This window comes from Pseudomonas sp. Au-Pse12 (genome assembly GCF_021341665.1).
Taxonomy (GTDB): domain Bacteria; phylum Pseudomonadota; class Gammaproteobacteria; order Pseudomonadales; family Pseudomonadaceae; genus Aquipseudomonas.
The window spans coordinates 242938-266576 of sequence record NZ_JAJTTH010000002.1; the positions used below are offsets into that span (position 1 = coordinate 242938).

22 protein-coding genes are annotated in these 23639 nt (G+C 63.8%); 9 read left to right on the forward strand and 13 right to left on the reverse strand.

Annotated features, from left to right (window positions below):
• Positions 1–22: 22 nt before the first annotated feature.
• Positions 23–901, reverse strand: a complete 879-nt coding sequence (locus LXM55_RS05680; RefSeq protein WP_233319456.1) for an acyl-CoA dehydrogenase family protein — start codon at positions 899–901, stop codon at positions 23–25.
• A gap of 140 nt (positions 902–1041) precedes the next feature.
• Here LXM55_RS05680 and olsB point away from each other — a divergent pair, with 140 nt between their 5' ends.
• Together olsB and LXM55_RS05690 are read left to right on the forward strand one after the other, a co-directional pair.
• Positions 1042–1797: an L-ornithine N(alpha)-acyltransferase gene (gene olsB / locus LXM55_RS05685; RefSeq protein ID WP_233319458.1), complete on the forward strand. Its 756-nt coding sequence runs from the start codon at positions 1042–1044 to the stop codon at positions 1795–1797.
• The gene (locus LXM55_RS05690; RefSeq protein ID WP_233319460.1) at positions 1797–2591 is read left to right on the forward strand and encodes a lysophospholipid acyltransferase family protein; all 795 of its coding nucleotides are present in this window, start codon (positions 1797–1799) and stop codon (positions 2589–2591) included. Before olsB ends, LXM55_RS05690 begins: the two co-directional genes overlap by 1 nt.
• A gap of 104 nt (positions 2592–2695) precedes the next feature.
• Here LXM55_RS05690 and LXM55_RS05695 read toward each other — a convergent pair whose 3' ends face one another.
• A complete protein-coding gene (locus tag LXM55_RS05695; protein ID WP_233319462.1) occupies positions 2696–3277 on the reverse strand; it encodes an acyl carrier protein phosphodiesterase in 582 nt (193 codons plus the stop codon).
• 153 nt (positions 3278–3430) lie between these two features.
• Here LXM55_RS05695 and LXM55_RS05700 point away from each other — a divergent pair, with 153 nt between their 5' ends.
• From LXM55_RS05700 to LXM55_RS05710, 3 genes are read left to right on the forward strand one after another with little or no spacing between them, the layout of a single operon-like run.
• Positions 3431–3733 (forward strand): ArsR/SmtB family transcription factor, encoded by a 303-nt coding sequence (locus tag LXM55_RS05700; RefSeq protein WP_233319464.1) that lies wholly within the window; start codon positions 3431–3433, stop codon positions 3731–3733.
• Positions 3734–3751: 18 nt separating this feature from the next.
• Positions 3752–4918 carry an MFS transporter gene (locus LXM55_RS05705; RefSeq protein WP_233319466.1) on the forward strand — a complete coding sequence of 389 codons (1167 nt, stop codon included), beginning with the start codon at positions 3752–3754 and terminating at the stop codon, positions 4916–4918.
• 33 nt (positions 4919–4951) lie between these two features.
• Positions 4952–6001, forward strand: a complete 1050-nt coding sequence (locus LXM55_RS05710) for an alkene reductase (RefSeq protein WP_233319468.1) — start codon at positions 4952–4954, stop codon at positions 5999–6001.
• Between the two features lie 87 nt (positions 6002–6088).
• Here the strand turns inward: LXM55_RS05710 and LXM55_RS05715 are convergent, their stop codons facing one another.
• Together LXM55_RS05715 and emhR are read right to left on the reverse strand one after the other, a co-directional pair.
• Positions 6089–6973, reverse strand: a complete 885-nt coding sequence (locus LXM55_RS05715) for a DMT family transporter (RefSeq protein ID WP_233319469.1) — start codon at positions 6971–6973, stop codon at positions 6089–6091.
• A 161-nt stretch (positions 6974–7134) separates the two neighbouring features.
• The gene (gene emhR, locus LXM55_RS05720) at positions 7135–7767 is read right to left on the reverse strand and encodes an efflux system transcriptional repressor EmhR (RefSeq protein WP_233319948.1); all 633 of its coding nucleotides are present in this window, start codon (positions 7765–7767) and stop codon (positions 7135–7137) included.
• A gap of 265 nt (positions 7768–8032) precedes the next feature.
• On the opposite strand from emhR, the gene emhA reads away from it, so the two are divergent.
• The 4 genes from emhA (at position 8033) to LXM55_RS05740 (ending at position 15356) form a co-directional block, all read left to right on the forward strand.
• The gene (gene emhA / locus LXM55_RS05725) at positions 8033–9190 is read left to right on the forward strand and encodes an efflux RND transporter periplasmic adaptor subunit EmhA (protein WP_233319472.1); all 1158 of its coding nucleotides are present in this window, start codon (positions 8033–8035) and stop codon (positions 9188–9190) included.
• Positions 9191–9193: 3 nt separating this feature from the next.
• On the forward strand, positions 9194–12337 hold the full coding sequence (locus LXM55_RS05730) for an efflux RND transporter permease subunit (RefSeq protein WP_233319474.1): 3144 nt from the start codon (positions 9194–9196) through the stop codon (positions 12335–12337).
• Positions 12334–13794 (forward strand): AdeC/AdeK/OprM family multidrug efflux complex outer membrane factor, encoded by a 1461-nt coding sequence (gene adeC, locus LXM55_RS05735; RefSeq protein WP_233319476.1) that lies wholly within the window; start codon positions 12334–12336, stop codon positions 13792–13794. Before LXM55_RS05730 ends, adeC begins: the two co-directional genes overlap by 4 nt.
• Positions 13795–14093: 299 nt before the next feature.
• Positions 14094–15356, forward strand: coding sequence for an OprD family porin (locus LXM55_RS05740; RefSeq protein ID WP_442799739.1), 1263 nt, complete (start codon positions 14094–14096; stop codon positions 15354–15356).
• Positions 15357–15425: 69 nt separating this feature from the next.
• On the opposite strand, the gene pcaC is transcribed toward LXM55_RS05740, so the two are convergent.
• From pcaC to LXM55_RS05785, 9 genes are all read right to left on the reverse strand, one after another.
• Entirely contained in the window at positions 15426–15818 is a 393-nt protein-coding gene (gene pcaC, locus LXM55_RS05745; protein WP_016965122.1) for a 4-carboxymuconolactone decarboxylase, read from the reverse strand.
• A gap of 22 nt (positions 15819–15840) precedes the next feature.
• Entirely contained in the window at positions 15841–16629 is a 789-nt protein-coding gene (gene pcaD, locus LXM55_RS05750) for a 3-oxoadipate enol-lactonase (protein ID WP_233319480.1), read from the reverse strand.
• An 11-nt stretch (positions 16630–16640) separates the two neighbouring features.
• Positions 16641–18005 carry a 3-carboxy-cis,cis-muconate cycloisomerase gene (locus LXM55_RS05755; protein WP_233319482.1) on the reverse strand — a complete coding sequence of 455 codons (1365 nt, stop codon included), beginning with the start codon at positions 18003–18005 and terminating at the stop codon, positions 16641–16643.
• Positions 18006–18053: 48 nt separating this feature from the next.
• Positions 18054–19349 (reverse strand): MFS family transporter, encoded by a 1296-nt coding sequence (locus LXM55_RS05760; RefSeq protein ID WP_233319484.1) that lies wholly within the window; start codon positions 19347–19349, stop codon positions 18054–18056.
• Positions 19350–19444: 95 nt separating this feature from the next.
• A complete protein-coding gene (pcaG, locus tag LXM55_RS05765) occupies positions 19445–20011 on the reverse strand; it encodes a protocatechuate 3,4-dioxygenase subunit alpha (protein WP_233319486.1) in 567 nt (188 codons plus the stop codon).
• A 1-nt stretch (position 20012) separates the two neighbouring features.
• Positions 20013–20717 carry a protocatechuate 3,4-dioxygenase subunit beta gene (pcaH, locus tag LXM55_RS05770; protein ID WP_233319488.1) on the reverse strand — a complete coding sequence of 235 codons (705 nt, stop codon included), beginning with the start codon at positions 20715–20717 and terminating at the stop codon, positions 20013–20015.
• Between the two features lie 37 nt (positions 20718–20754).
• Positions 20755–21960 (reverse strand): 3-oxoadipyl-CoA thiolase, encoded by a 1206-nt coding sequence (pcaF, locus tag LXM55_RS05775; RefSeq protein ID WP_233319949.1) that lies wholly within the window; start codon positions 21958–21960, stop codon positions 20755–20757.
• Positions 21957–22736 carry a CoA-transferase subunit beta gene (locus tag LXM55_RS05780; RefSeq protein ID WP_233319489.1) on the reverse strand — a complete coding sequence of 260 codons (780 nt, stop codon included), beginning with the start codon at positions 22734–22736 and terminating at the stop codon, positions 21957–21959. Before LXM55_RS05780 ends, pcaF begins: the two co-directional genes overlap by 4 nt.
• Positions 22736–23593 (reverse strand): CoA transferase subunit A, encoded by an 858-nt coding sequence (locus LXM55_RS05785; protein ID WP_047284229.1) that lies wholly within the window; start codon positions 23591–23593, stop codon positions 22736–22738. The genes LXM55_RS05780 and LXM55_RS05785 overlap by 1 nt, the downstream gene beginning before the upstream one ends.
• Positions 23594–23639 lie beyond the last annotated feature (46 nt).

Consider the following 23639-nt stretch of genomic DNA (forward strand, 5'->3'; position numbering starts at 1 on the left):
GCCTTCGCCGGCAAGCCGGCTGCTACAGGGAAGCCAGGGCCTTGGCCAGGCGCTGTGCGCGAGCGCCGGCGGCGAGCTCCAGCAGGGCCTGGTCGCGGGTCCATTGCTCGCGCCAGTGTTCCGGCCCCTGGGCAAAGGCAAGGCCGAGTTCGGGTTTCAGCGCCTCGAACTGCACGAACAAGCCGGCCAGCAGAATGTGCCCGCAGCTCAACGCCGGGTTCTGTCGGCTGGCCTCGGCGCAGCCGGCAAGCAACCCCAGCAACTGCAATTGCAAGGGCTGCGGCCAGCCACTGTCCTGGCCCACGCCATACAGCCAGGCAAGCATGGCACTCAGGACATAGATGTCTTCCAGGGTGCGGAACGGTTTGACGTAAGCGTCCCAGCCGTCGCCAGCCAGCAGCTCGCAAGCAGCGTTGTCCAGTTCCAGGCAGCCGTGGCTGATCTCCGGCATCAGGGCGATGGCCGGCAGTGTCTGGACCTTGACCCCGGGCTCGCCGGGATAGACCACCGTCAGGCGCAAGGCCGGGCGCTCTCCCGGTGCCTCGCAGCGGGCCGCCACCAGCAACCAGTCGGCGGCATCACCGGCGGTGACGAAATCCTTGCGCCCGTGCAGGCGCAAATCCTCCAGGCGAGTCTGCAGGTCTGCCGGCCGCAGGCTGCGGCGTTCGGTCGCGCACAAAGCCCCCAGGCTGAGCGGTGCGCTGGGCCACAGCATGCGCAATGCCGCCTGGTAGCCCACCAGGAAAGCCAGCCCCGGGGTGCTCATCAGGCGCCCTCCGCGCACCGCCAGTTCAAAGGGCGTGACGCTCCCCAGATGTGCCAGCAAAGCCCCGTAACCCTCGGCCAGGTCGGGGTTGGCGGGCAGTCGTTCACGGCTTTCGAGCAGGGCTTGCCAGGGCATTCGAAGGTCCTCAGGGGCTGTCATACAAGCATCACCAAAGCTTCATGGCGATGACACCGGGGCTACATAGCCTGACTTTGCACAACAAAGTCGATTGGCTGCAACCCAAGGCGGGTCAGTGGCCCGCACGGAGATTCACGATGACTCAGATCGCCCGCATCAGCGACACCGGCACTGAACGCCGTCTGCAAGCCGAACGCCTGATCGGCGCCCAGGCCTTGCAGGAAGCCCAGGCCCTGCGTTTCAACGTCTTCAGTGGCGAATTCAACGCCAAGCTCAAGGGCGCGGAACTGGGTCTGGACATGGATGACTATGATGTTCATTGCAGCCACATCGGTGTGCGCGACCTGAACACCGGGCGCCTGGTGGCCACCACTCGCCTGCTGGACCACCAGGCCGCCAGCAGCCTGGGGCGCTTCTACAGCGAAGAGGAATTCAGCCTGCACGGCCTGGTGCAGCTCAAGGGCCCGATCCTGGAGATCGGCCGCACCTGCGTCGACCCGGCCTACCGCAACGGCGGGACCATCGCCGTGCTTTGGGGCGAACTGGCGGAAGTGCTCAACCAGGGGGGCTACAGCTACCTGATGGGTTGCGCCAGCATTCCCATGCAGGATGGCGGCGTGCAGGCCCAGGCGATCATGCAGCGCCTGCGCGAACGCTACCTGTGCACCGAGCACCTGCGGGCCGAACCGAAGAACCCGCTGCCGAGCCTGGACATTCCGTCCAATGTGATCGCCGAGATGCCGCCACTGCTCAAGGCCTACATGCGCCTGGGCGCGAAGATCTGCGGCGAGCCATGCTGGGACGAAGACTTCCAGGTTGCCGATGTGTTCATCCTGCTCAAGCGCGACGAACTCTGCCCACGCTACGCCCGACACTTCAAGGCGGCAGTCTGATGCGCCGGCTGCGGGTCTACGGGCGCATCGCCCGGGTGCTGCTGGTGGTGGCGCTGGGCCTGAGCATGGCCAGTGTCTTCGGCTTGCTGGAACGCTTGGGGGTCGCCAACTCCATGATCCGGCGCCAGCGCTGGTCGCGGTTCTTCATGGCGCGCTTGAGCCATGCCCTGCCCTTCCAGGTCACAGTGCACGGCCAGTTGCCTCGCCAGCCAATGCTCTGGGTCAGCAACCATGTGTCATGGACCGACATTCCGCTGCTGGGCATGCTCACCCCGCTGTCGTTCCTGTCCAAGGCCGAAGTGCGTACCTGGCCGGTGGCCGGTTGGCTGGCAGCCAAGGCCGGCAGCCTGTTCATCCGCCGCGGCGCCGGTGACAGCCAGTTGATCCGCAAGCAGATGACCCGGCACTTGCAGGAACAGCACCCGCTGCTGCTGTTCCCCGAAGGCACCACCACCGATGGCTGCGGCCTGCGCACCTTCCACGGGCGCTTGCTGGCCAGCGCCATCGATGCCGAGGTGTCCCTGCAGCCGGTGGCGATCCGTTACCTGCGCGACGGCCAGGTCGATAGCCTGGCGCCGTTCATCGGCGACGATGACCTGCTCTCTCATTTGATGCGGCTGTTCGCCAGCGATCGGGGCCAGGTGGAAATCCACCTGCTCAAGCCGATTGCCTGCCAGGGCCAGGAACGCGCGGCGCTAGCTTTCCAGGCCCAGCAAGCGGTGCAGAAGGCACTGTTCGGCGATGTGGCCCAGCCGGCCGAACCGCGCCGCAGCGGCGAACTGGTCGCCGCCTGACCCTCCCTGTAGGAGCCGGATGCCGGCGAAGAGGCCCTTGGAACCTGCGCCGTTGATGACGGCGCTTTCGCTGGCAAGCCCGCTCCTCCCTTAGCGATCGTGCTTCAGGGTAGATCGATGTGCTGCGCGGCGAATGCCTGCAATTGCGGGTAGAACGCGCGGAAATCTTCGCTCAACGGCTGATACAGCCGCTCCAGCTCGCCCATCGCCGCGGTCAGTTCCTCGGGCCGTGACAGGCGCCGGGCAATCCCTCGCAACACCTGCTCCAGCACCGCAAATTCGCGATAGGAACCCAGCCAGTCATCCGCCGCCATATAAGGCGCAATATGCGCCAGGCGCGCCGGCAACTGCGGCTCGGCCGCCAACACCCGGTACACCTCGGCCGTGAACAAGGGCAAGGGCCGGTCGGCGTAATGCTGCCAATCCCGGGCCAGGCAATGGTCGAAGAAGACGTCGATGACAATGCCGGCGTAACGCCGGCGCGTCAGGGAAAAACGTGACAGCGACGCAGCCACCAACGGGTGGCTGTCGGTGTAGGTATCGATGCGCCGATGCAGCTGGATCGCCGCCTCGACCTCGGGAGAAAACTGCCCTTGCAGGCGTCCCTTGACGAAATCGCCATACAGGCTGCCGAGTAATTGTCCTGGGCGCTGGCCGCCGAGGTGCAGATGTGCGAGATAATTCATCCGCGCAGCTTAGCACTGCGACCTCAATATCGTTATAACCCGATATACCGACAAGTCATGATTTAAGATCAAAATCATATTGGTATATCGCGAAATAACGATTTAAATTTCGCCTCATCGCGATACAACGTTTTACGGAAAACGAGCACCGCCATGCCCCTCGACCTCGACGAAATAATAAAAGCCCTGGCACATCCGGTTCGCAGGGAAATCCTGCACTGGCTGAAAGACCCGACTGTCGAATTTCCCGATCAGGCTCATAGCAATGAGCACGGCGTCTGTGCCGGGCAGATCGACCAACGCTGCGGCCTGTCGCAGTCGACTGTGTCCGCCCACCTCGCCACCCTGCAACGCGCAGGCCTGATCAGTAGCCGGAAAGTCGGCCAATGGCATTTTTTCAAACGCAACGAGGAAACCATCCAGCAGTTCCTCGCGCAAATGAGCCAAGAGCTCTGATCTGACAAGGACCCGACAATGCCCCTTCCGCTGCTCATCCTGGCCTTGAGTGCCTTCGCCATCGGCACCACCGAGTTCGTCATCATGGGCTTGCTGCCCGATGTGGCGGCGGACCTCGGGGTGTCGATTCCCGGCGCTGGCTGGCTGGTCACCGGCTACGCCCTGGGCGTGGCCATTGGTGCGCCATTCATGGCCCTGGCCACCGCCCGGTTGCCACGCAAGGCGGCCCTGGTGGCGTTGATGGGAATCTTCATTGTCGGCAACCTGCTGTGCGCACTGGCCAGTGATTACAACGTGCTGATGTTCGCCCGAGTGATCACCGCGCTGTGCCACGGTGCCTTCTTTGGTATCGGTTCAGTGGTGGCCGCCGGCCTGGTTCCGGCCAACAAGCGCGCTTCGGCCGTGGCCCTGATGTTCACCGGCCTGACCCTGGCCAACGTCCTCGGCGTGCCCCTGGGCACCGCACTGGGCCAGGCCGCCGGCTGGCGCTCGACCTTCTGGGCGGTGACGGTCATCGGCGTGGTAGCGCTGATCGGCCTGCTGCGGTTCCTGCCGGCCAAGCGCGACGAGGAAAAACTCGACATGCGCGCCGAGCTGGCGGCCCTCAGGGGGGCGGGAATCTGGCTGTCGCTGAGCATGACCGCGCTGTTCGCCGCGTCGATGTTCACCCTGTTCACCTACGTTGCGCCGCTGCTCGGCGATGTCACCGGCGTCTCGCCCCAGGGCGTGACCTGGACCCTGCTGCTGATTGGCCTGGGCCTGACCCTGGGCAACATCATCGGCGGCAAGCTGGCGGACAAGCGCCTGGGCGCCACCCTGATCGGCGTGTTCGCGGCCATGGCCGTGGTCTCCACCCTGCTGACCTGGACCAGCGTGGCGTTGATTCCCACCGAGATCACCCTGTTCCTCTGGGCCACCGCTTCGTTTGCTGCGGTTCCGGCGCTGCAGGTCAACGTGGTGACCTTTGGCAAGGCCGCGCCGAACCTGGTTTCGACCCTGAACATCGGTGCCTTCAACATCGGCAACGCCCTGGGCGCCTGGGTCGGCGGCAGCGTCATCGCCCACGGCTTCGGCCTCACCAGCGTGCCATTGGCCGCAGCGGCCCTGGCGATCCTGGCCCTGCTGGTGACGTTGATTACCTTTCGCCAGGGCGGCAACGCCGAACTGGCTCCTGCGACCCACTGATCCGTTTCTTTCCTATATAGAAGGCTGCATTCCATGACGACTATCTTTGATCCGATCAAGATCGGCGACCTCGAGCTGTCCAACCGCATCATCATGGCGCCGCTGACCCGCTGCCGCGCCGACGCCGGCCGCGTGCCCAACGCGCTGATGGCCGAGTACTACGTGCAGCGGGCTTCGGCTGGCCTGATCCTCAGCGAGGCCACCTCGGTGACCCCGATGGGCGTGGGCTACCCGGACACTCCCGGCATCTGGTCCAACGACCAGGTGCGTGGCTGGGCCAACGTGACCAAGGCAGTGCACGGCGCCGGCGGCAAGATCTTCCTGCAACTGTGGCACGTCGGGCGGATTTCCCACCCGTCCTACCTGGACGGTGAAACGCCAGTGGCGCCAAGCGCCCTCCAGCCCAAGGGCCATGTCAGCCTGGTGCGCCCATTGGCCGACTTCCCAACCCCACGGGCACTGGAAACCGCCGAGATTGCCGACATCGTCGAGGCTTACCGGGTCGGCGCGGAAAACGCCAAGGCCGCCGGTTTCGACGGCGTGGAAATCCACGGGGCCAACGGTTACCTGCTGGATCAGTTCCTGCAAAGCAGCACCAACCAGCGCACCGACCAGTACGGCGGCTCCCTGGAAAACCGTGCTCGCCTGCTGCTGGAAGTCACCGATGCGGCCATCGAGATCTGGGGCGCCGGCCGGGTAGGCGTGCACCTGGCACCGCGTGCCGACTCCCACGACATGGGCGACGCCAACCTGGCAGAAACCTTCACTTACGTGGCCCGTGAACTGGGCAAGCGCGGCATCGCGTTTATCTGCTCGCGCGAGAAAGAAGGTGCCGACAGCCTCGGCCCGCAACTGAAAGAAGCCTTCGGCGGTCCCTACATCGCCAACGAGCGTTTCACCAAGGACAGCGCCAATGCCTGGCTCGCCGCCGGCAAGGCTGATGCCGTGGCGTTCGGTGTGCCCTTCATCGCCAACCCGGACCTGCCGGCCCGCTTGAAAGCCGACGCCCCGTTGAACGAGGCACATCCGGAAACCTTCTACGGCAAGGGCCCGGTCGGCTACATCGACTACCCGACGCTGTAAATCAGCAACGCAACCAAAAGCCCCGACTCGCCTGAGCCGGGGCTTTTTATTGCCTGCACATTCTTGTTCGCCGCAGCCGCAAGCCACTCAGCGTTTGCGCTGGGTCCAGGCCACCGCCAGGCCGCTGAGGCAGATGACCGCGATGCCGATGAGAGCGTAATGGTCCGGGGTGTGACTGAAGATCAGGTAGCCGTACAGCCCGGCGAACAGTATTTGCCCATAACTGAAGGGCGCCAGCATCGCCGGTGCGGCATGGCGGAACGCCTGGGTCAGCAACATGTGGCCGAGCATGCCGCAGGTGCCCAGGCCGATCATGAACAACCCATGAATGAAAGTCGGCGTGCTCCAGAAGAACGGCAGCAATGCGCTCATGATCAGGCTGTTGAAGATCCCGGTGAGAAAGTTGCTGGTGGTCGGGCTGTCGATTCCGCTGAGCTTGCGAGTCAGCAACTGATAGAAACCAAAGCACAAGGCCGAACCCAGCGGTAGCAGGATCGCCGGAGTGAACAGCGCGCCACCGGGACGCACCACAATCAGCACGCCCACAAACCCCGTCAGCACCGCCAGCCACTGGGCGCGGCTGACCCGCTCACCGAGAAACGGCACCGACAGCGCCGTCACCAGCAAGGGCGCCAGGAAGTTGACCGCGGTAGCTTCAGCCAGGGGGATATACCGCAGGCCGGTGGTGAACAACAGGCTGGTGCCGATCAGGCACAGCGCGCGCAGCAGTTGCAGCCCCGGGCGCTTGGTGCGTACCACCGCGGAGAAACCGCTGCGCGGCACGAACACCACCAGCATCAACAGGGTGTGCACCACATAACGGGCCCAGACCACCATGACAATCGGGTAAAAGGCCGAAAGGTACTTGGACAATGTGTCGTGGCTGGCGAAGAGCAGGACCGCCAGGCAAATCAGGGCTATCCCCTTGATGGGGTGTTCCGCGCCTTTGAACGGTGAAGGGGTCACACTCATTCACACACCCGCAACAAAATCCCTACAAAATACGTAGCTCGCTACCTATCAACCTTTAACCAGCCCGTATATAAAAGCACCCCATCGTGATCTGCGACTACGGGGATGAACATCCCTCGCCTTAGATGTTGACACAACCAGACTCAATTACGCATTTTGTCTTAATGACGGAGGCTGGGGCTCAGGCGCAGCATATCCAGCCCGATGTCGATCCAGCGCTCTGCCTCGGTGTGCAGGGCGAAGCTTTCAGGGGCCAGCAACCACTGGTAAAGAATGCCATCGATAAACGCATGCAGGGTGATAGCCGCCCGCACCGTATCGAGATTTTCGGGCAACTGCCCACGATTCACTGCATTACGCAACGCCAGTTCGATGTGTACGTTGCAGTCCAGGCTGGCAGCGCGACGCTGACGACGCAGATCGCACATTTCATCGGTGAACTCGCACTTATGAAACAGGATTTCATTGATGCGTCGGGTTTTCGGGTCCAGGGCAACTTGATGAAACAAATGAATGAGCAGCTTGCGCATGCAACCCAACGGGTCCATTTCATCTACATTTTCACTGGCCGCGGCCATCTCGTCCAAAGGTTCACGCAGGCTGTCGAGCATTGCCTGTACCAGATCAGCCTTATTGCTGAAGTGCCAATAGATGGCGCCTCGCGTCACTCCCGCCAACGCCGCGATATCGGCCAGGGTGGTACGCGCCACGCCACGCTCGTAAAAGGCCTTTTCGGCGGCCTCGAGAATCTGGCTGCGAGTTTCTTGAGCTTCCTCTTTGGTACGACGGACCATGGCAGTAAAACCTCGATCAGGATCTTTCAGCGATGCGTGAAGACCTTCTGAATAAATATGGAACGGCATCTCGAGTGCCGTTTGCCCAACCTACAATTCAACACCTACAGGGGCTTTTGTAACCGGATGGGTACGCCGCCAGGGTATTTACAAACAACCGTGAACGTAAGTATATTCCTTAGCAAGCTACTTATCCACTCAGCCAAGCATTTTTACCCTTCCACTTTTCTTGTGCGCATCTTGCGTGCCTGACCCGAGGATTTTCATGCAATTCAAGCCAGCTGTTACCGCTCTGGTCACTGCCGTCGCCCTGGCATCGCTGCTCAGCGGATGTAAGAAGGAAGAGGCGGCACCTGCCCCTCAAGCCCCTCAGGTCGGCGTCGTCACCCTGCAACCACAAGCCTTTACCTTGACTTCCGAACTCCCGGGCCGGACCACCGCGTTCCGCATCGCCGAAGTTCGTCCACAGGTAAACGGGATCATTCTCAAGCGCCTGTTCAAAGAAGGCGGAGATGTTAAGGAAGGTCAGCAGCTTTATCAGATCGATCCATCGGTCTATGAGGCAACGCTGAAGAGTGCAGAGGCGAATCTGCAGTCGACCAAGTCGATTTCCGATCGCTACAAGCAATTGGTCAACGAGCAGGCCGTCAGCCGCCAGGAATACGACACTGCCGTGGCCAACCGCCTGCAGTCGGAAGCTTCGCTGCAAAGCGCCCAGATCAACCTGCGCTACACCAAGGTGCTGTCGCCACTGACCGGGCGCATCGGCCGTTCCTCGGTGACCGAAGGTGCGCTGGTGAGCAATGGCCAGGCCGATGCCATGGCCGTGATCCAGCAGTTGGACCCGATCTACGTCGACGTCACCCAGTCTTCGGTGGAACTGCTGGAACTGCGTCGCGAGCTGGAAAGCGGCCGCCTGCAGAAAGTCGGCGACAACGCCGCCAAGGTCAAACTGACCCTGGAAGACGGCAGCCAGTACAAGCTCGACGGCAAGCTGGAATTCTCCGAAGTCTCGGTGGATGAAAGCACCGGCTCGGTGACCCTGCGCGCCGTATTCCCCAACCCCCAGCACACTCTGCTGCCAGGCATGTTCGTCCACGCCCAGCTGCAAGCCGGGGTCAACAGCGCGGCAATCCTGGCGCCACAACAAGGCGTGACTCGCGACTTGAAAGGCACCCCGACCGCCCTGGTGGTTGGCCCGGACAACAAGGTCGAGCTGCGCCAGCTCAAGGCCAGCCGCACCGTCGGCAGCCAGTGGCTGGTGGAAGACGGCCTGAAAGCCGGTGACCGTCTGATCACCGAAGGCCTGCAATTCGTCAAGCCGGGCATTGAGGTCAAGGCCAGCGAAGCCACCAACGTAGCCGCGAAGAACCCGGCCCCTGCACGAGCAACTGACAAAGCTGCAGGCGGCAAAGGGGAGTAAACCATGTCGAAATTTTTTATCGACCGTCCGATCTTCGCCTGGGTTATTGCCCTGGTGATCATGTTGGTCGGGGCTCTATCGATCCTCAAATTGCCGATCAACCAGTACCCGAGCATCGCCCCACCGGCGATCGCCATCTCCGTGACCTACCCAGGTGCTTCCGCACAGACCGTGCAGGACACCGTGGTCCAGGTGATCGAGCAGCAACTCAACGGTATCGACAACCTGCGTTACGTGTCCTCGGAAAGTAACTCCGACGGCAGCATGACCATCACCGCGACCTTCGAGCAGGGCACCAACTCGGACACCGCGCAGGTCCAGGTACAGAACAAGCTCAACCTGGCCACCCCGCTGCTGCCGCAAGAAGTGCAGCAGCAGGGTATCCGCGTGACCAAGGCGGTGAAGAACTTCCTGCTGGTGATCGGCGTGGTCTCCGAGGACGGCAGCATGTCCAAGGACGACCTGTCGAACTACATCGTGTCGAACATGCAGGACCCGATCTCGCGGACCGCGGGCGTCGGTGACTTCCAGGTGTTCGGTGCCCAGTACGCGATGCGGATCTGGCTCGACCCGGCCAAGCTGAACAACTTCAACCTGACCCCGGTGGACGTGAAGACCGCGGTTGCCGCGCAGAACGTCCAGGTGTCGTCCGGCCAGCTCGGCGGCCTGCCCGCCCTGCCCGGCCAGCAACTCAACGCCACGATCATCGGCAAGACCCGCCTGCAGACTGCCGAGCAGTTCAAGGCGATCCTGCTGAAGGTCAACAAGGACGGCTCGCAAGTGCGCCTGGGTGATGTCGCGGACGTCGGCCTGGGGGGTGAAAACTACGCCATCAGCGCCCAGTTCAACGGCAAGCCGGCCTCCGGCCTGGCGGTCAAGCTGGCCAACGGCGCCAACGCCCTGGACACCGCCAAGGCACTGCGCAAGACCATCAGTGACCTGGAACCCTTCTTCCCGCAAGGCATGAAGGTGGTGTTCCCGTACGACACCACGCCCGTGGTGACCGAATCCATCAAGGGGGTCGTCGAGACCCTGGTGGAAGCGATCGTCCTGGTGTTCCTGGTGATGTTCCTGTTCCTGCAGAACTTCCGCGCCACGGTGATCACCACCATGACCGTGCCAGTGGTTCTGCTGGGGACCTTCGGCATCCTCGCGGCGGCCGGTTTCAGCATCAACACCCTGACCATGTTCGGCATGGTGCTGGCCATCGGCTTGCTGGTCGACGACGCCATCGTCGTGGTGGAAAACGTCGAACGGGTGATGCACGAAGAGGGCCTGTCACCCAAGGAGGCAACGAAGAAGTCCATGGGCCAGATCCAGGGAGCCCTGGTGGGTATTGCCCTGGTGCTGTCTGCGGTACTGCTGCCGATGGCCTTCTTCAGCGGCTCCACCGGGGTGATCTACAAGCAGTTCTCGATCACCGTGGTGTCGGCCATGGCCCTGTCGGTACTGGTCGCCCTGATCTTCACCCCTGCCCTGTGCGCCACCATGCTCAAGGCCGTGGTCCCGGGCCAGCAGCACGAAAAGCGCGGCTTCTTCGGCTGGTTCAACCGCACCTTCGATCGCAGCGTGAAGAGCTATGAGCGCGGTGTCGGCAACATGCTGCGCCACAAGGTCCCGTACCTGCTGGCCTACGTCTTGATCGTCCTGGGCATGATCTGGCTGTTTACCCGCATCCCGACGGCGTTCCTGCCGGAAGAAGACCAGGGCGTACTGTTCGCCCAGGTGCAGACTCCAGCCGGCTCCAGTGCCGAGCGCACCCAGGTGGTCGTCGATGAAATGCGCGCCTACCTGCTGGACAAGGAAAAGGACACCGTGGCTTCGGTGTTCACCGTGAACGGCTTCAACTTCGCCGGTCGCGGCCAGAGCTCGGGCATGGCCTTCATCATGCTCAAGCCGTGGGGCGAGCGTTCTGCGGAAAACAGCGTGTTCAACCTGGCGGCCCGCGCCCAGCAGCACTTCTTCAGCTTCCGTGACGCGATGGTGTTCGCCTTCGCCCCTCCGGCGGTACTGGAGTTGGGTAACGCCACCGGTTTCGACGTGTTCCTCCAGGACCGCGCCGGTATCGGCCACGAGAAACTGATGGCTGCGCGCAACCAGTTCCTCGGCATGGCCGCCCAGAGCAAGGTGCTGTCCCAGGTGCGTCCGAACGGCCTGAATGACGAACCGCAGTACCAGTTGACCATCGATGACGAGCGCGCCAGTGCCTTGGGCGTGACCCTCACCGACATCAACAGCACCTTGTCGATTGCCCTGGGCAGTAGCTACGTCAACGACTTCATCGACCGTGGTCGGGTGAAGAAGGTGTACATCCAGGGTCAGGCCGGTGCCCGCATGAGCCCCGAAGACCTGAAGAAGTGGTACGTGCGCAACAGCGCCGGGACCATGGTGCCGTTCTCCTCCTTCGCCAAGGGCGAGTGGATCTACGGCTCGCCGAAACTGGCCCGCTACAACGGCGTGGAAGCCATGGAAGTCCTCGGTGCTCCAGCCCCTGGCTACAGTACCGGTGAGGCCATGGCCGAAGTCGAAGCGCTTGCCGCGAAGCTGCCGCCGGGTGTGGGCATCTCCTGGACCGGCCTGTCCTACGAGGAACGCCTGTCGGGCTCCCAGGCACCTGCGCTGTACGCCTTGTCCCTGCTGATGGTGTTCCTGTGTCTGGCAGCGCTGTATGAAAGCTGGTCGATTCCGATCGCGGTCATGCTAGTGGTGCCGCTGGGGATCATCGGTGCGCTGATGGCCACCAGCCTGCGCGGCCTGTCCAACGACGTGTACTTCCAGGTGGGGCTGCTGGTGACCATCGGCCTGGCGGCGAAAAACGCCATTCTGATCGTCGAGTTCGCCAAGGAACTGCACGAGCAGGGTCGCAGCCTGATCGACGCCGCAGTGGAAGCCTGCCGGATGCGTCTGCGACCGATCATCATGACCTCCCTGGCCTTCGTCCTCGGGGTTGTGCCTCTGGCCATCTCCACCGGCGCAGGTTCCGGCAGCCAGCATGCGATCGGTACCGGGGTGATCGGCGGTATGCTCACCGCGACGATCCTGGCGATCTTCTGGGTGCCACTGTTCTTCGTCACCGTATCGTCCATGGGCCGCAGGCAAGCGGACCAATCAGAAACTACTGCAACTGCTAATGAGGCTGGCCAATGAGCAAGTCGCTACTCTCCCTGGCAATCACCGCCATCGCGCTAAGTGGTTGCTCGCTGATACCGGATTATCAGCGCCCGCAAGCGCCGGTGGCGGCGCAATTCCCCCAAGGCCCTGCCTACTCGCCAAAGGAGGCCGCCAACGTGGCGGCCGCCGAACAGGGCTGGCGGCAGTTCTTCCATGACCCGGCGCTGCAGCAGCTGATCCAGACCTCCCTGGAAAACAACCGCGACCTCAAGGTCGCGGCGCTGAACATCGACGCCTATGCCGCGCAGTACCAGATCCAGCGCGCTGATCTCTTCCCCGCGGTTTCGGCCAACGGCAGCGGCAGCCGCCAGCGCACGCCAGCACGCATGTCGCAGACCGGCCAGGCCGGCATCACCAGCCAGTACTCGGCCACGGTGGGCGTCAGCGCTTACGAGCTGGACCTGTTCGGCCGGGTTCGCAGCCTGAGCGAACAAGCGCTGCAGACCTACTTCTCCAGCGAAGAGGCCCGACGCAGCACGCAGATCAGCCTGGTGGCCAGCGTGGCCAATGCCTACATGACCTGGCAAGCCGACAAGGAACTGCTGAAGCTGACCCAGGAAACCCTCGCCGCCTACGAGGAAAGCTACCGGCTGACCTCGCGCAGCAACGAAGTGGGCGTGGCCTCGGCCCTGGACCTGAGCCAGGCGCGGACCTCGGTGGAAAACGCCCGGGTCCAACTGGCGCGCTACACCCGCCAGGTGGCCCAGGATGAAAACAGCCTGACCCTGCTGCTGGGCACGGCGATTCCGGCCAATCTGCCGGCGGCCCAACCGCTGTCGGCCAACCTGTTGAGCGACCTGCCCGCCGGCCTGCCGTCGGAACTGCTGCAACGGCGTCCGGACATCCTCGAAGCCGAATACAAGCTGAAAGCGGCGAATGCCAATATCGGCGCGGCGCGGGCGGCGTTCTTCCCGAGCATCAGCCTGACGGCCAACGCCGGGACCTTGAGCCCGGACCTCTCGGGCCTGTTCAAGGGGGGCTCGGGCACCTGGCTGTTCCAGCCGCAGATCAACCTGCCGATCTTCAACGCCGGCAGCCTGCGTGCCAGCCTGGACTACTCGAAAATCCAGAAAGACATCAGCGTCGCGCAGTACGAGAAATCCATCCAGACCGCCTTCCAGGAAGTCTCCGATGGCCTCGCGGCACGCCAGACCTACAACCAGCAGTTGCAGGCCCAGCGTGATTTCGTCAACGCCAACCAGGACTACTACCGCCTGGCCGAACGCCGCTACCGCATCGGGGTCGACAGCAACCTGACCTTCCTCGACGCCCAGCGCTCGCTGTTCAGTGCCCAACAGGCCCTGATCACCGATCGCCTGTCGCAGCTCACCAGCGAGGTCAACCTGTACAAGGCCCTCGGCGGTGGCTGGAGCGAGCAGACCGCGAAGAACCAGCCACTGGCTGAAAAAGCCCCGGCGCTGCACCTGTTCTGAAGCACCGCCTGGCAGCATGAAAAACCCACCTGACGGTGGGTTTTTTCATATGTACTGTTTAGAACATTTGTGTTCGATTATCGCCCAGAAAGCGATTCATCCAATTGATTGCCCCTGATCCGCGACGCACCATTCCCGGCACCTGGACACACCAATAACAACAGGTCCGATGCCATGCCCCCACGCCCTGCCCGCTCCGGCTGACACCCCCCGGCTCCACCTTGCTTCCCCGAAACCTGTGCCCATGCCTTTGCACGGTACTGGCCAGCTGCACCCCTAACAATTAGAGAGACCGACGAATGAAGCCAATGACCCCATCCCACTACCTTCTGCCCAGCCTTCTGGCCTTGGCGCTGACCAGCGCCGCCCTGCCGGTAATGGCCGCGGAGTCGGGCTTTCTCGAAGATGCCCAGGCCAGCCTCAACCTGCGCAACTTCTACTTGAACCGTAACTTCACCAACCCCACCAAGGCCCAGGGCAAGGCCGAGGAATGGTCCCAGAGCTTCATTCTCGACGCCAAGTCGGGCTTTACCCAGGGCACCGTCGGCTTCGGCATGGACGTGCTGGGCCTGTACTCGCTCAAGCTCGACGGCGGCAAGGGCACCGGCGGCACTCAGTTGCTGCCCCTGGATCACGACGGCCGCCCGGCGGACAACTTCGGGCGCCTGGGAGTGGCGTTCAAGGCACGCTTGTCGCAGACCGAGGTCAAGGTCGGCGAGTGGATGCCGGTGTTGCCGATCCTGCGTTCGGATGACGGCCGCTCGCTGCCGCAAACCTTCCGCGGCGGCCAGATCACCTCCAAGGAAATCGCTGGCCTGACGCTCTACGGCGGCCAGTTCCGCGCCAACAGCCCGCGCGACGACAGCAGCATGAGCGACATGACGATGTTCGGCAAAGCGGCCTTCACCTCGGATCGCTTCAACTTCCAGGGCGCCGAATACACCTTCAATGACAAACGCACCCAGGTCGCCCTGTGGAACGCCCAGCTCAAGGACATCTACAGCCAGCAGTTCGTCAACCTGACCCACAGCCAGCCTCTGGGCGACTGGACCCTGGGCGCCAACCTGGGCTTCTTCTATGGCAAGGAAGACGGCAGCGCCCGCGCCGGCGACCTGGAAAACCGCACCTGGTCCGGCCTGTTCTCGGCCAAGTACGGCGGCAACACCTTCTATGTCGGCCTGCAGAAACTCACCGGCGACAGCGCCTGGATGCGAGTCAATGGCACCAGCGGCGGGACCCTGGCCAACGACAGCTACAACGCCAGCTACGACAACGCCAAGGAGAAATCCTGGCAGGTCCGCCATGACTACAACTTTGCCGCCCTGGGGGTTCCAGGCCTGACCCTGATGAACCGCTACATCAGCGGCAGCAACGTGCACACCGCCACCGTCAGCGACGGCAAGGAATGGGGCCGGGAAAGCGAAGTGGCCTACACCGTGCAGAGCGGCACGTTGAAGAACCTCAACCTGAAATGGCGCAACTCCACCATGCGCCGGGATTTCAGCAACAACGAGTTTGATGAAAACCGGTTGATCGTCAGCTATCCGTTGAGCCTGCTGTAACGCGGCAACGCCCAACAAAAAGGCCAGCCCGGTGATCGGGCTGGCCTTTTTGTTGGGCCACGGAACGGGTTACAGGCGCGATTCGGTGCCCAGTTCGTCCCATACCGATTCGGCCAGGTGGAAGGTGGCATTGGCCGCTGGAATGCCGCAGTAGATCGCGCTCTGCATGATCACTTCCTTGATCTCGCCACGGCTCACGCCGTTGTTGGCGGCAGCCCGCAGGTGCAGCTTGAGTTCTTCGTTGCGGTTCATGCCGATCAGCATGGCGATGGTGATCAGGCTGCGGGTGTGCCGCGGCAGGCCCGGACGGGTCCAGATATCACCCCAGGCATGGCGGGTGATCATTTCCTGGAATTCCGAGTTGAACTCGTTCAGGGCATTCAGGCTGCGGTCGACATGGGCATCGCCCAACACCGCGCGGCGGACCTGCATGCCTTCGTCATAACGTTGTTTCTCGTCCACAAAGGGCTCCTCGATTCGGTGCTCAGGCCAGCAGGAATTCCACGACACGGGCGCTGAACGCGTCGCCGGCCTGGACGTTGGACAGGTGCGCGGCATAGAACTCGGCGTACTCGGCGCCCGCCACGTGCTGCTGGATGAAGTGCCCGCCGCTGGGCGGTGTCACGGCGTCTTCAGTACCGGCGATCACCAGGGTCGGCACCTGGATCGCGCCCAGTTGCTCGCGGAAATCCGCATCGCGCACCGCCGCGCAGTTGGCCGCGTAGCCTTGTGGCGAGGTGGCGGCAAGCATGTCGGTGATCAGCTTGGCCTGGTCCGGGTGGGCTTCGGCAAAATCGGCGGTGAACCAGCGGGCGATGGAGGCGTCACGCAGTGCCACCATGGCTGCCTGGCCGTCACGCAGCACGGTCTCGATCCGCGGGTTCCAGACAGAGGGCTCGCCGATCTTCGCCGCGGTGTTGCACACCACCAGCTTGTGCAGGCGCTCGCCGGCGTTGATCCCCAGCCACTGGCCGATCAGCCCGCCCATGGACAGGCCACAGAAATGCGCGCGCTGGATATCCAGGGCATCCAGCAGCGCGACGACGTCGTGGCCCAGTTGTTCGATGCTATAGGGGCCCTCGGTGACCAGAGAACGGCCATGGCCACGGGTATCCATGCGCAGCACCCGGAAATGCCGGGTGAAGGCCGCGATCTGCTTGTCCCACATGTGCAGATCGGTGCCCAGGGAGTTGGACAGCACCAGCACGGGTGCGCCCTCTGGTCCTTCAAGTTGATAGTGCAGATCGCCCTCGGCGAGTTTCACGAATCCCACAGCAGTCTCCTTCAGGCCTTCAAGGCAAAATGTTCAGCCACGGCGCGCTCGACCCAGGCCTGCGCCTGGCCCAGGTAATGCGCCGGATCCAACAGACGATCCAGGTCCGCCGCCGACAGCTCGGCCGTGACCTGGGGTTCATCCCCCAACACCGCGCGCAGATGCCGCTGTTCGGCCACCGCGCGCTTGCAGCATTGTTCCAGCAGATGGTGAGCGCGCTCCCGTCCCAGGCGCTGGGCCAGGGCAATGCTCACCGCTTCGGCCAGCACCAGGCCCTGGGTCAGGTCGAGGTTCTGCGCCATCCGCGCACTGTCGACTTCCAGGCCCTCGGCCACCAGCAAGGCTTGTTGCAGGGCGCCGGACACCAGGCAGCAGATCTCCGGCAAGGTTTCCCATTCGGCGTGCCACAGGCCCAGGCTGCGCTCGTGCTCCTGGGGCATGGCGGCGAACATCGTCGCCAGCAGCCCCGGAACCCGGGTCGCGGCGCTGATCAGCACCGCCGCGCCGACCGGGTTGCGCTTGTGCGGCATGGTCGACGAACCGCCCTTGCCCGGCGCCGAAGGCTCAAAGACTTCCGCCGCCTCGGTCTGCATCAACAGGCTGATATCGCGCCCCAGCTTGCCCAGGCTGCCGGCCAGCAGGCCCAGTACCGAGGCGAACTCCACCAGGCGGTCGCGCTGGGTGTGCCAGGGTTGCTCCGGCAGGCTCAGGTGTAATTCCTCGGCCAGGGCCTGGGCAATCGGCAGCGCCTGCTCGCCCAGGGCCGCCAGGGTCCCTGAGGCACCGCCGAACTGCAGCACCAACAGACGCGGCTTGAGCTGCTGCAGGCGCTCGCGGCTGCGGGTCAGCGCCCCCAGCCAACCGGCGATCTTCATCCCCAGGGTGACCGGCGTGGCATGTTGCAGCCAGGTGCGGCCGGCCATCGGGGTCGCGGCAAAACGCTTGGCCTGGACCGCGAGGATCCCGCCCAGGCGCTCCAGGTCCTGCTCCAGCAGGTGCACGGCACGGCGCAGTTGCAGCACCAGCCCGCTGTCCATCACGTCCTGGCTGGTGGCCCCCAGGTGCACAAAGCGTTCGGCCTCGCCATCGTTGCGGGCAATCTGCTTGCCCAGGGCCTTGACCAGGGGAATCGCCGAATTGCCGGCCGTCGCAATCGCTTCGCCCAGCACCTGGAAGTCATACAGCGCGGCGTGGCAGGCCGCCTCGATGGACGCCACCGCACTGGCGGGAATCACCCCGACCCGGGCCTGGGCCCGAGCCAGGGCCGCTTCGAAATCGAGCATCGCCTGGACCCGCCCCTGATCGCAGAACACTCCGCGCATTTCCCGGGCAGTAAAGTAGGCATCGAACAACTGGTTGCTCGCAGTCAGGGTCATAAACAGTCCTTAGCAAGCCTGCGCCCGAGTCGGGCGCAGGCACACAGGTCAAAGATCGTGGTGCAGGTAGGCCGCCTGTTTCGGCAGGCGCAGGCTGAACAGGAAGGCAATCGCCATCATCACCGTGACGTACCAGTAGAAGGTGTTTTCCATGCCCATGTTCTTGAAATTCAGGGCCACCCATTCCGCCGAGCCACCGAAGATCGCATTGGCCACCGCATAAGCCAAGCCCACCCCCAGCGCGCGCACTTGCGGCGGGAACATCTCTGCCTTCACCAGGCCGCTGATGGAGGTGTAGAAACTGACGATGGCCAAGGCCAGGGTAATGAGCACGAAAGCCAGGAACGGACTGGTGACGGTCTTCAGGGTCAACAGGATCGGCACGGTAAACAGCGTACCCAGGGCACCGAACCAAAGCATCGAACTGCGCCGGCCGATCTTGTCCGCCAGCATGCCGAACAAGGGCTGCATGCACATGTAGAGGAACAGCGCGCCGGTCATGATGTAGCTGGCGGTCTTGGCGTGCATGCCCGCGGTGTTCACCAGGTACTTCTGCATGTAGGTGGTGAAGGTGTAGAAAATCAGCGAGCCGCCGGCGGTGTAGCCAAGCACGGTGATAAAGGCCGCCGAATGGTTCTTGAACAGCGCGGCAATGCTGCCGGCGTCCTTGTCCTCGCGCATTTCCTTGCTGGTGGTTTCTTTCAGCGAACGACGCAGCAGCAGCGAGATCACCGCGGCAATGGCACCGATCACGAAAGGAATGCGCCAGCCCCAGGCCTTGAGCTCGGCCTCATCGAGGAACTGCTGGAGGATCACCAGCACCGACACCGCCAGCAGTTGCCCGCCGATCAGGGTCACGTACTGGAAGGAGGCGAAGAAACCGCGCTGGCCCTTGAGCGCCACTTCACTCATGTAGGTGGCGGTGGTGCCATATTCCCCACCGACCGACAGGCCCTGGAACAACCGCGCCACCAACAGCAGGAACGGCGCCCAGGCACCGATGCTGGCGTAGGTCGGCAAAAAGGCGATGACCAGCGAGCCGGCGCACATCATCAGCACCGAGATCATCATCGAGTTCTTGCGACCATGGCGGTCGGCGACCCGGCCAAACAGCCAGCCGCCAATGGGCCGCATCAGGAAGCCGGCGGCGAACACCCCGGCGGTGTTGAGCAACTGCACCGTGGGATCGTCAGAGGGGAAAAAGGCCGGGGCGAAGTAGATGGCGCAAAAGGCATAGACGTAGAAGTCGAACCATTCCACCAGGTTGCCGGAGGAGGCACCGACAATGGCAAAGATCCTTTTGCTGCGTTCCTCTCCGGTGTAGTGACTGGTCGTTGTAGTCATGGTTTTTCACTCGTGGGGGACAGTGTGAGTCTAGACACACTTGGCAACATTCCCGTTCCCTGTCACCGCTGCCATGACGGCAGCGGCGCTCCCGGTCAGTAGTCGAAGAACACAGTTTCGGCGTCAGTACCCTGGAGGATCACGTTCCACTGATAGCGACCGTCGGCATCGGCCTTGGCCAGCAAGGTGCTGCGACGCTCCTCGGGGACGCAGGCCAGCAACGGGTCGGCGGCGTTGGCCGGCTCGCCGTCGAAGTAGATGCGGGTCAGCAGGTGCTTGACCAGGCCACGGGCGAACACCAGCACCACCAGGTGCGGCGCCTGGGTCGTGCCCTTGAGGCCCGGCACGGTGCCCGGCTTGATGGTGGTGAAGCGAAAGCGCCCTTCGGCGTCCACTGGCACCCGGCCAAAACCCTGGAAGTGCGGGTCCAGGGGTTTGGCCTGCTCGTCCTCGCCGTGGCGGTACTTGCCCGCGGCGTTGGCTTGCCAGACTTCCAGCATGGCGTCGTTGACGAAGTTGCCGTTGCCGTCCACCACCTGGCCGGTGATTGCCACCCGTTCCCCCAGGGTGCCTTCTTCGGTCAGGTCCTCGCGGTTCAGCCAGGTCAGGCCGATGTGGTAGTAGGGGCCGACGGTATGGGAGGTAGTCGCGGTCAGGCTCATGTCATTTCTCCATCGGCGTGGCATCGCGGCCGCGCAGGACAATGTCCCAACGGTAACCGAGGGCATAGGAAGGAATGGTTTTCTCCAGGTCGAAGCTGGCGATCAGGCGTTCCTTGGCACGGGTGTCCGGCACGCAGTTGTAGATCGGGTCATATGCCAGCAGCGGGTCGCCGGGGAAATACATCTGGGTCACCAGGCGGGTAAGGATGCTCGGGCCAAACAGCGAAAAATGGATATGCGCCGGACGCCAGGCATTGTGGTGGTTGCCCCAGGGGTAGGCGCCGGGCTTGATGGTCTGGAACTGGTACCAGCCGTCGGCATCGGTCACGGTGCGCCCGGTGCCGGTGAAGTTCGGGTCCAGCGGCGCATCGTGCAGGTCGCGGTCGTGGTTATAGCGACCGGCGGCGTTGGCCTGCCAGATCTCCACCAGGATGCCCGGCACCGGCAGGCCGTTCTCGTCCAGCACCCGGCCGTGGATGATGATCCGCTCGCCCTGGGGCTGGCCTTCGTGCTGCGCTGTCAGGTCGTTGTCGCGCTCCTGGATCGATTCGGCGCCGATGCTCGGGCCGGTGATTTCCGACAGCGAATGGGGCAGGAACACCAGCGGCTTGGACGGCGAGCGGGTGTTGGTCGACTGGTAGGCCGGGTGCAGGTAATCAGGCTGAGTGCCCGCTTGCGGGCGCCGGTAACCGGGCTTGTCACTCATGGTGGTTCCTCGTTCTCTTCTTATATAAGGCAGGCAGTCAGACGCGCTCGATGGCCAGCGCCAGCCCTTGGCCGACACCTACGCACATGGTGGCCAGGCCTTTTTTACCGCCGCTCTTTTCCAACTGATGCAGGGCTGTCAGCACCAGGCGCGCACCGCTCATGCCCAGTGGGTGGCCCAGGGCAATCGCGCCGCCATTGGGGTTGACCTGTGGTGCATCGTCCGCCAGGCCCAGTTCGCGCAGCACCGCCAGGCCCTGGCTGGCAAAGGCTTCGTTGAGCTCGATCACGTCGAAATCGCTGACCGCCACGCCCAGGCGTTCGATCAACTTGCGCACCGCCGGCACCGGGCCAATGCCCATCACTCGCGGCGCCACCCCGGCGCTGGCCATGCCCAACACCCGCGCGCGCGGGGTCAGGCCGTGTTTCTTGACCGCTTCGGCCGACGCCAGGATCAGCGCCGCGGCGCCGTCGTTGACCCCGGAGGCGTTGCCGGCGGTGACGGTCTTGTCCGGGCCGTTGACCGGCTTGAGCTTGCCCAGGGTTTCCAGGGTGGTGTCGGCACGCGGATGTTCGTCCTGATCAACCACTGTCTCGCCCTTCTTGTGGGCGATGCGCACCGGGACGATTTCCTCGGCGAAGAAACCGGCGGCCTGGGCCGCGGCGGTGCGTTGCTGGCTGCGCAGGGCGAAGGCGTCCTGGTCGGCGCGGGACACCTTATAGTCGTCCGCCACGTTATCGGCGGTCTGCGGCATGGCATCCACGCCGTACTGGGCCTTCATCAACGGGTTGATGAAACGCCAGCCGATGGTGGTGTCTTCCAGCTTCATGTTGCGCGAGAAGGCGCTGTCGGCCTTGCCCATGACAAAAGGCGCGCGGGACATGGACTCGACGCCGCCGGCAATCGCCAGCTCCATCTCGCCGCTGGCAATGGCGCGGAACGCCGTGCCAATGGCATCCAGGCCCGAGGCGCAGAGGCGGTTGAGGGTGACGCCGGGCACGCTGTCCGGCAGGCCCGCCAGCAGCAGCGCCATGCGCGCCACGTTGCGGTTGTCCTCGCCGGCCTGGTTGGCGCAGCCGAGGAACACCTCGTCCACCGCGTTCCAGTCCACGCCCGGGTTGCGCTCCATCAGGGCCTTGATCGGCACCGCCGCCAGGTCATCGGCACGGACGGCCGAAAGGCCGCCGCCAAAGCGGCCGATGGGGGTACGAATGGCATCGCAGATAAATACGTCACGCATCAGGCTTCTCCAGGTGCTTGGCCATGAGCCGCGGCGGTGCGCGCTTCCAGGTCACGCAGGGCGGTCAGTTCGACTTCGGTGGGTGCCGCAGTCTCGGCCACGTGCTCGGCAAAGCGGATCGCCCAGCCAGTGGCGGCCACCACCTGCTCGCGGGTCACGCCCGGGTGCAGCGAGGTGACGATGAATTCGTGGGTGCCGGCTTCCGGCTCCATGATGCACAGGTCGGTGATGATCCCCACCGGACCGGCGCCGGGCAGGCCCAGGCGCTTGCGCGAGTCGCCGCCCTCGCCGTGGCCGACGGAGGTGATGAAGTCCAGCTTGTCGACAAAGGAGCGCGAGGACTGCTTGAGGATGATCAGCACGCTCTTGGCCGAACCGGCGATTTCCGGAGCACCGCCAGCGCCCGGCAGGCGGACCTTGGGCCGGTGGTAATCACCGACCACGGTGGTGTTGATATTGCCGAAACGGTCGACCTGGGCGGCGCCGAGGAAGCCGACGTCGATGCGCCCGCCCTGCAGCCAGTAGCGGAAGATTTCACCGGTAGGCACCACGGTATCGGCGGTTTCCGCCAGTTCGCCGTCACCGATGGACAGCGGCAACACGCTGGGCTTGGCGCCGATCGGGCCGGATTCGTAGATCAGCACCACGTCCGGCGACGAGGTCAGGCGCGCCAGGTTGGCGGCCTTGGAGGGCAGGCCGATGCCGACGAAGCACACCGAGCCGTTCTGCAGGCGACGGGCCGCGGCCACGGTCATCATTTCATTGGTGGAGTAGGTCATTACTGGGCCTCCGAAGCTGCGGCCAGCTTGGCCTGGAATTCGCTGAAGTCGGCACTGCCGCGGATGTATTCGTTGATCCAGGCGGTGAAGGTCTCACGGTCGCGGGCGATCGGGTCCCAGGCCTGGTAGAAGCGGTTGTCACGCTCGGAGTAGCCGTGGGCGTAGGACGGATGGGCGCCACCCGGCACATGGCAGACCGCGCTCAGGGCCCAGGTCGGCAGCACGCAGGCGTTCATCGGGGCGTTCAGGTCGTCGACGATTTCCTCGACGGTGACGATGCAGCGCTTGGCCGCCAGGGCCGCTTCTTTCTGCACCCCCAGAATCCCCCACAGCAGCACGTTGCCCTTGCGGTCGGCTTTCTGCGCGTGAATCACCGTGACATCGGGGCGTACCGAAGGCACCGCCGCCAGCACTTCACCGGTGAAGGGACAGGTCACGGTCTTGATCAGCGGGTTGACCTTGGGCAGGTCGGAGCCTGCGTAGGCACGCAGTACCGCGAATGGCAGGCCCGAGGCGCCGGCGACATAGGCGTTGGCCAGGTCGGCGTGGCTGTGTTCCTCGATCTCCAGCGGCTGTGGCCACTGTTTTTCCACGGCATCGCGCAGGCGATGCAGGGAACCCACGCCCGGGTTGCCACCCCAGGAAAAAATCAGCTTGCGAGCGCAACCGGCACCGATCAACTGGTCGTAGATCAGGTCAGGGGTCATGCGCACCAGGGTCAGGTCTTTCTTGCCCTGGCGGATGATTTCATGACCTGCGGCCGTAGGAATCAGATGGGTGAAGCCTTCGAGCGCGACGGTGTCGCCGTCGTTGACGAATTGCTTCACCGCGTCGTGCAGCGAAAGGATTTCAGCCATGGATGGGGTCTCCCGATTGTTATTCAGCGACTGGAGAAAAAGGCGC

What these genes read in the sequence shown, in the direction of transcription:
- LXM55_RS05680 (WP_233319456.1), bottom strand. Translation starts at nt 901, where the DNA reads ATGCCCTGGCAAGCCCTGCTCGAAAGCCGTGAACGACTGCCCGCCAAC.
- olsB (WP_233319458.1), top strand. Translation starts at nt 1,042, where the DNA reads ATGACTCAGATCGCCCGCATCAGCGACACCGGCACTGAACGCCGTCTG.
- LXM55_RS05690 (WP_233319460.1), top strand. Translation starts at nt 1,797, where the DNA reads ATGCGCCGGCTGCGGGTCTACGGGCGCATCGCCCGGGTGCTGCTGGTG.
- LXM55_RS05695 (WP_233319462.1), bottom strand. Translation starts at nt 3,277, where the DNA reads ATGAATTATCTCGCACATCTGCACCTCGGCGGCCAGCGCCCAGGACAA.
- LXM55_RS05700 (WP_233319464.1), top strand. Translation starts at nt 3,431, where the DNA reads ATGCCCCTCGACCTCGACGAAATAATAAAAGCCCTGGCACATCCGGTT.
- LXM55_RS05705 (WP_233319466.1), top strand. Translation starts at nt 3,752, where the DNA reads ATGCCCCTTCCGCTGCTCATCCTGGCCTTGAGTGCCTTCGCCATCGGC.
- LXM55_RS05710 (WP_233319468.1), top strand. Translation starts at nt 4,952, where the DNA reads ATGACGACTATCTTTGATCCGATCAAGATCGGCGACCTCGAGCTGTCC.
- LXM55_RS05715 (WP_233319469.1), bottom strand. Translation starts at nt 6,973, where the DNA reads ATGAGTGTGACCCCTTCACCGTTCAAAGGCGCGGAACACCCCATCAAG.
- emhR (WP_233319948.1), bottom strand. Translation starts at nt 7,767, where the DNA reads ATGGTCCGTCGTACCAAAGAGGAAGCTCAAGAAACTCGCAGCCAGATT.
- emhA (WP_233319472.1), top strand. Translation starts at nt 8,033, where the DNA reads ATGCAATTCAAGCCAGCTGTTACCGCTCTGGTCACTGCCGTCGCCCTG.
- LXM55_RS05730 (WP_233319474.1), top strand. Translation starts at nt 9,194, where the DNA reads ATGTCGAAATTTTTTATCGACCGTCCGATCTTCGCCTGGGTTATTGCC.
- adeC (WP_233319476.1), top strand. Translation starts at nt 12,334, where the DNA reads ATGAGCAAGTCGCTACTCTCCCTGGCAATCACCGCCATCGCGCTAAGT.
- LXM55_RS05740 (WP_442799739.1), top strand. Translation starts at nt 14,094, where the DNA reads ATGAAGCCAATGACCCCATCCCACTACCTTCTGCCCAGCCTTCTGGCC.
- LXM55_RS05755 (WP_233319482.1), bottom strand. Translation starts at nt 18,005, where the DNA reads ATGACCCTGACTGCGAGCAACCAGTTGTTCGATGCCTACTTTACTGCC.
- LXM55_RS05760 (WP_233319484.1), bottom strand. Translation starts at nt 19,349, where the DNA reads ATGACTACAACGACCAGTCACTACACCGGAGAGGAACGCAGCAAAAGG.
- pcaG (WP_233319486.1), bottom strand. Translation starts at nt 20,011, where the DNA reads ATGAGCCTGACCGCGACTACCTCCCATACCGTCGGCCCCTACTACCAC.
- pcaH (WP_233319488.1), bottom strand. Translation starts at nt 20,717, where the DNA reads ATGAGTGACAAGCCCGGTTACCGGCGCCCGCAAGCGGGCACTCAGCCT.
- LXM55_RS05780 (WP_233319489.1), bottom strand. Translation starts at nt 22,736, where the DNA reads ATGACCTACTCCACCAATGAAATGATGACCGTGGCCGCGGCCCGTCGC.
- LXM55_RS05785 (WP_047284229.1), bottom strand. Translation starts at nt 23,593, where the DNA reads ATGGCTGAAATCCTTTCGCTGCACGACGCGGTGAAGCAATTCGTCAAC.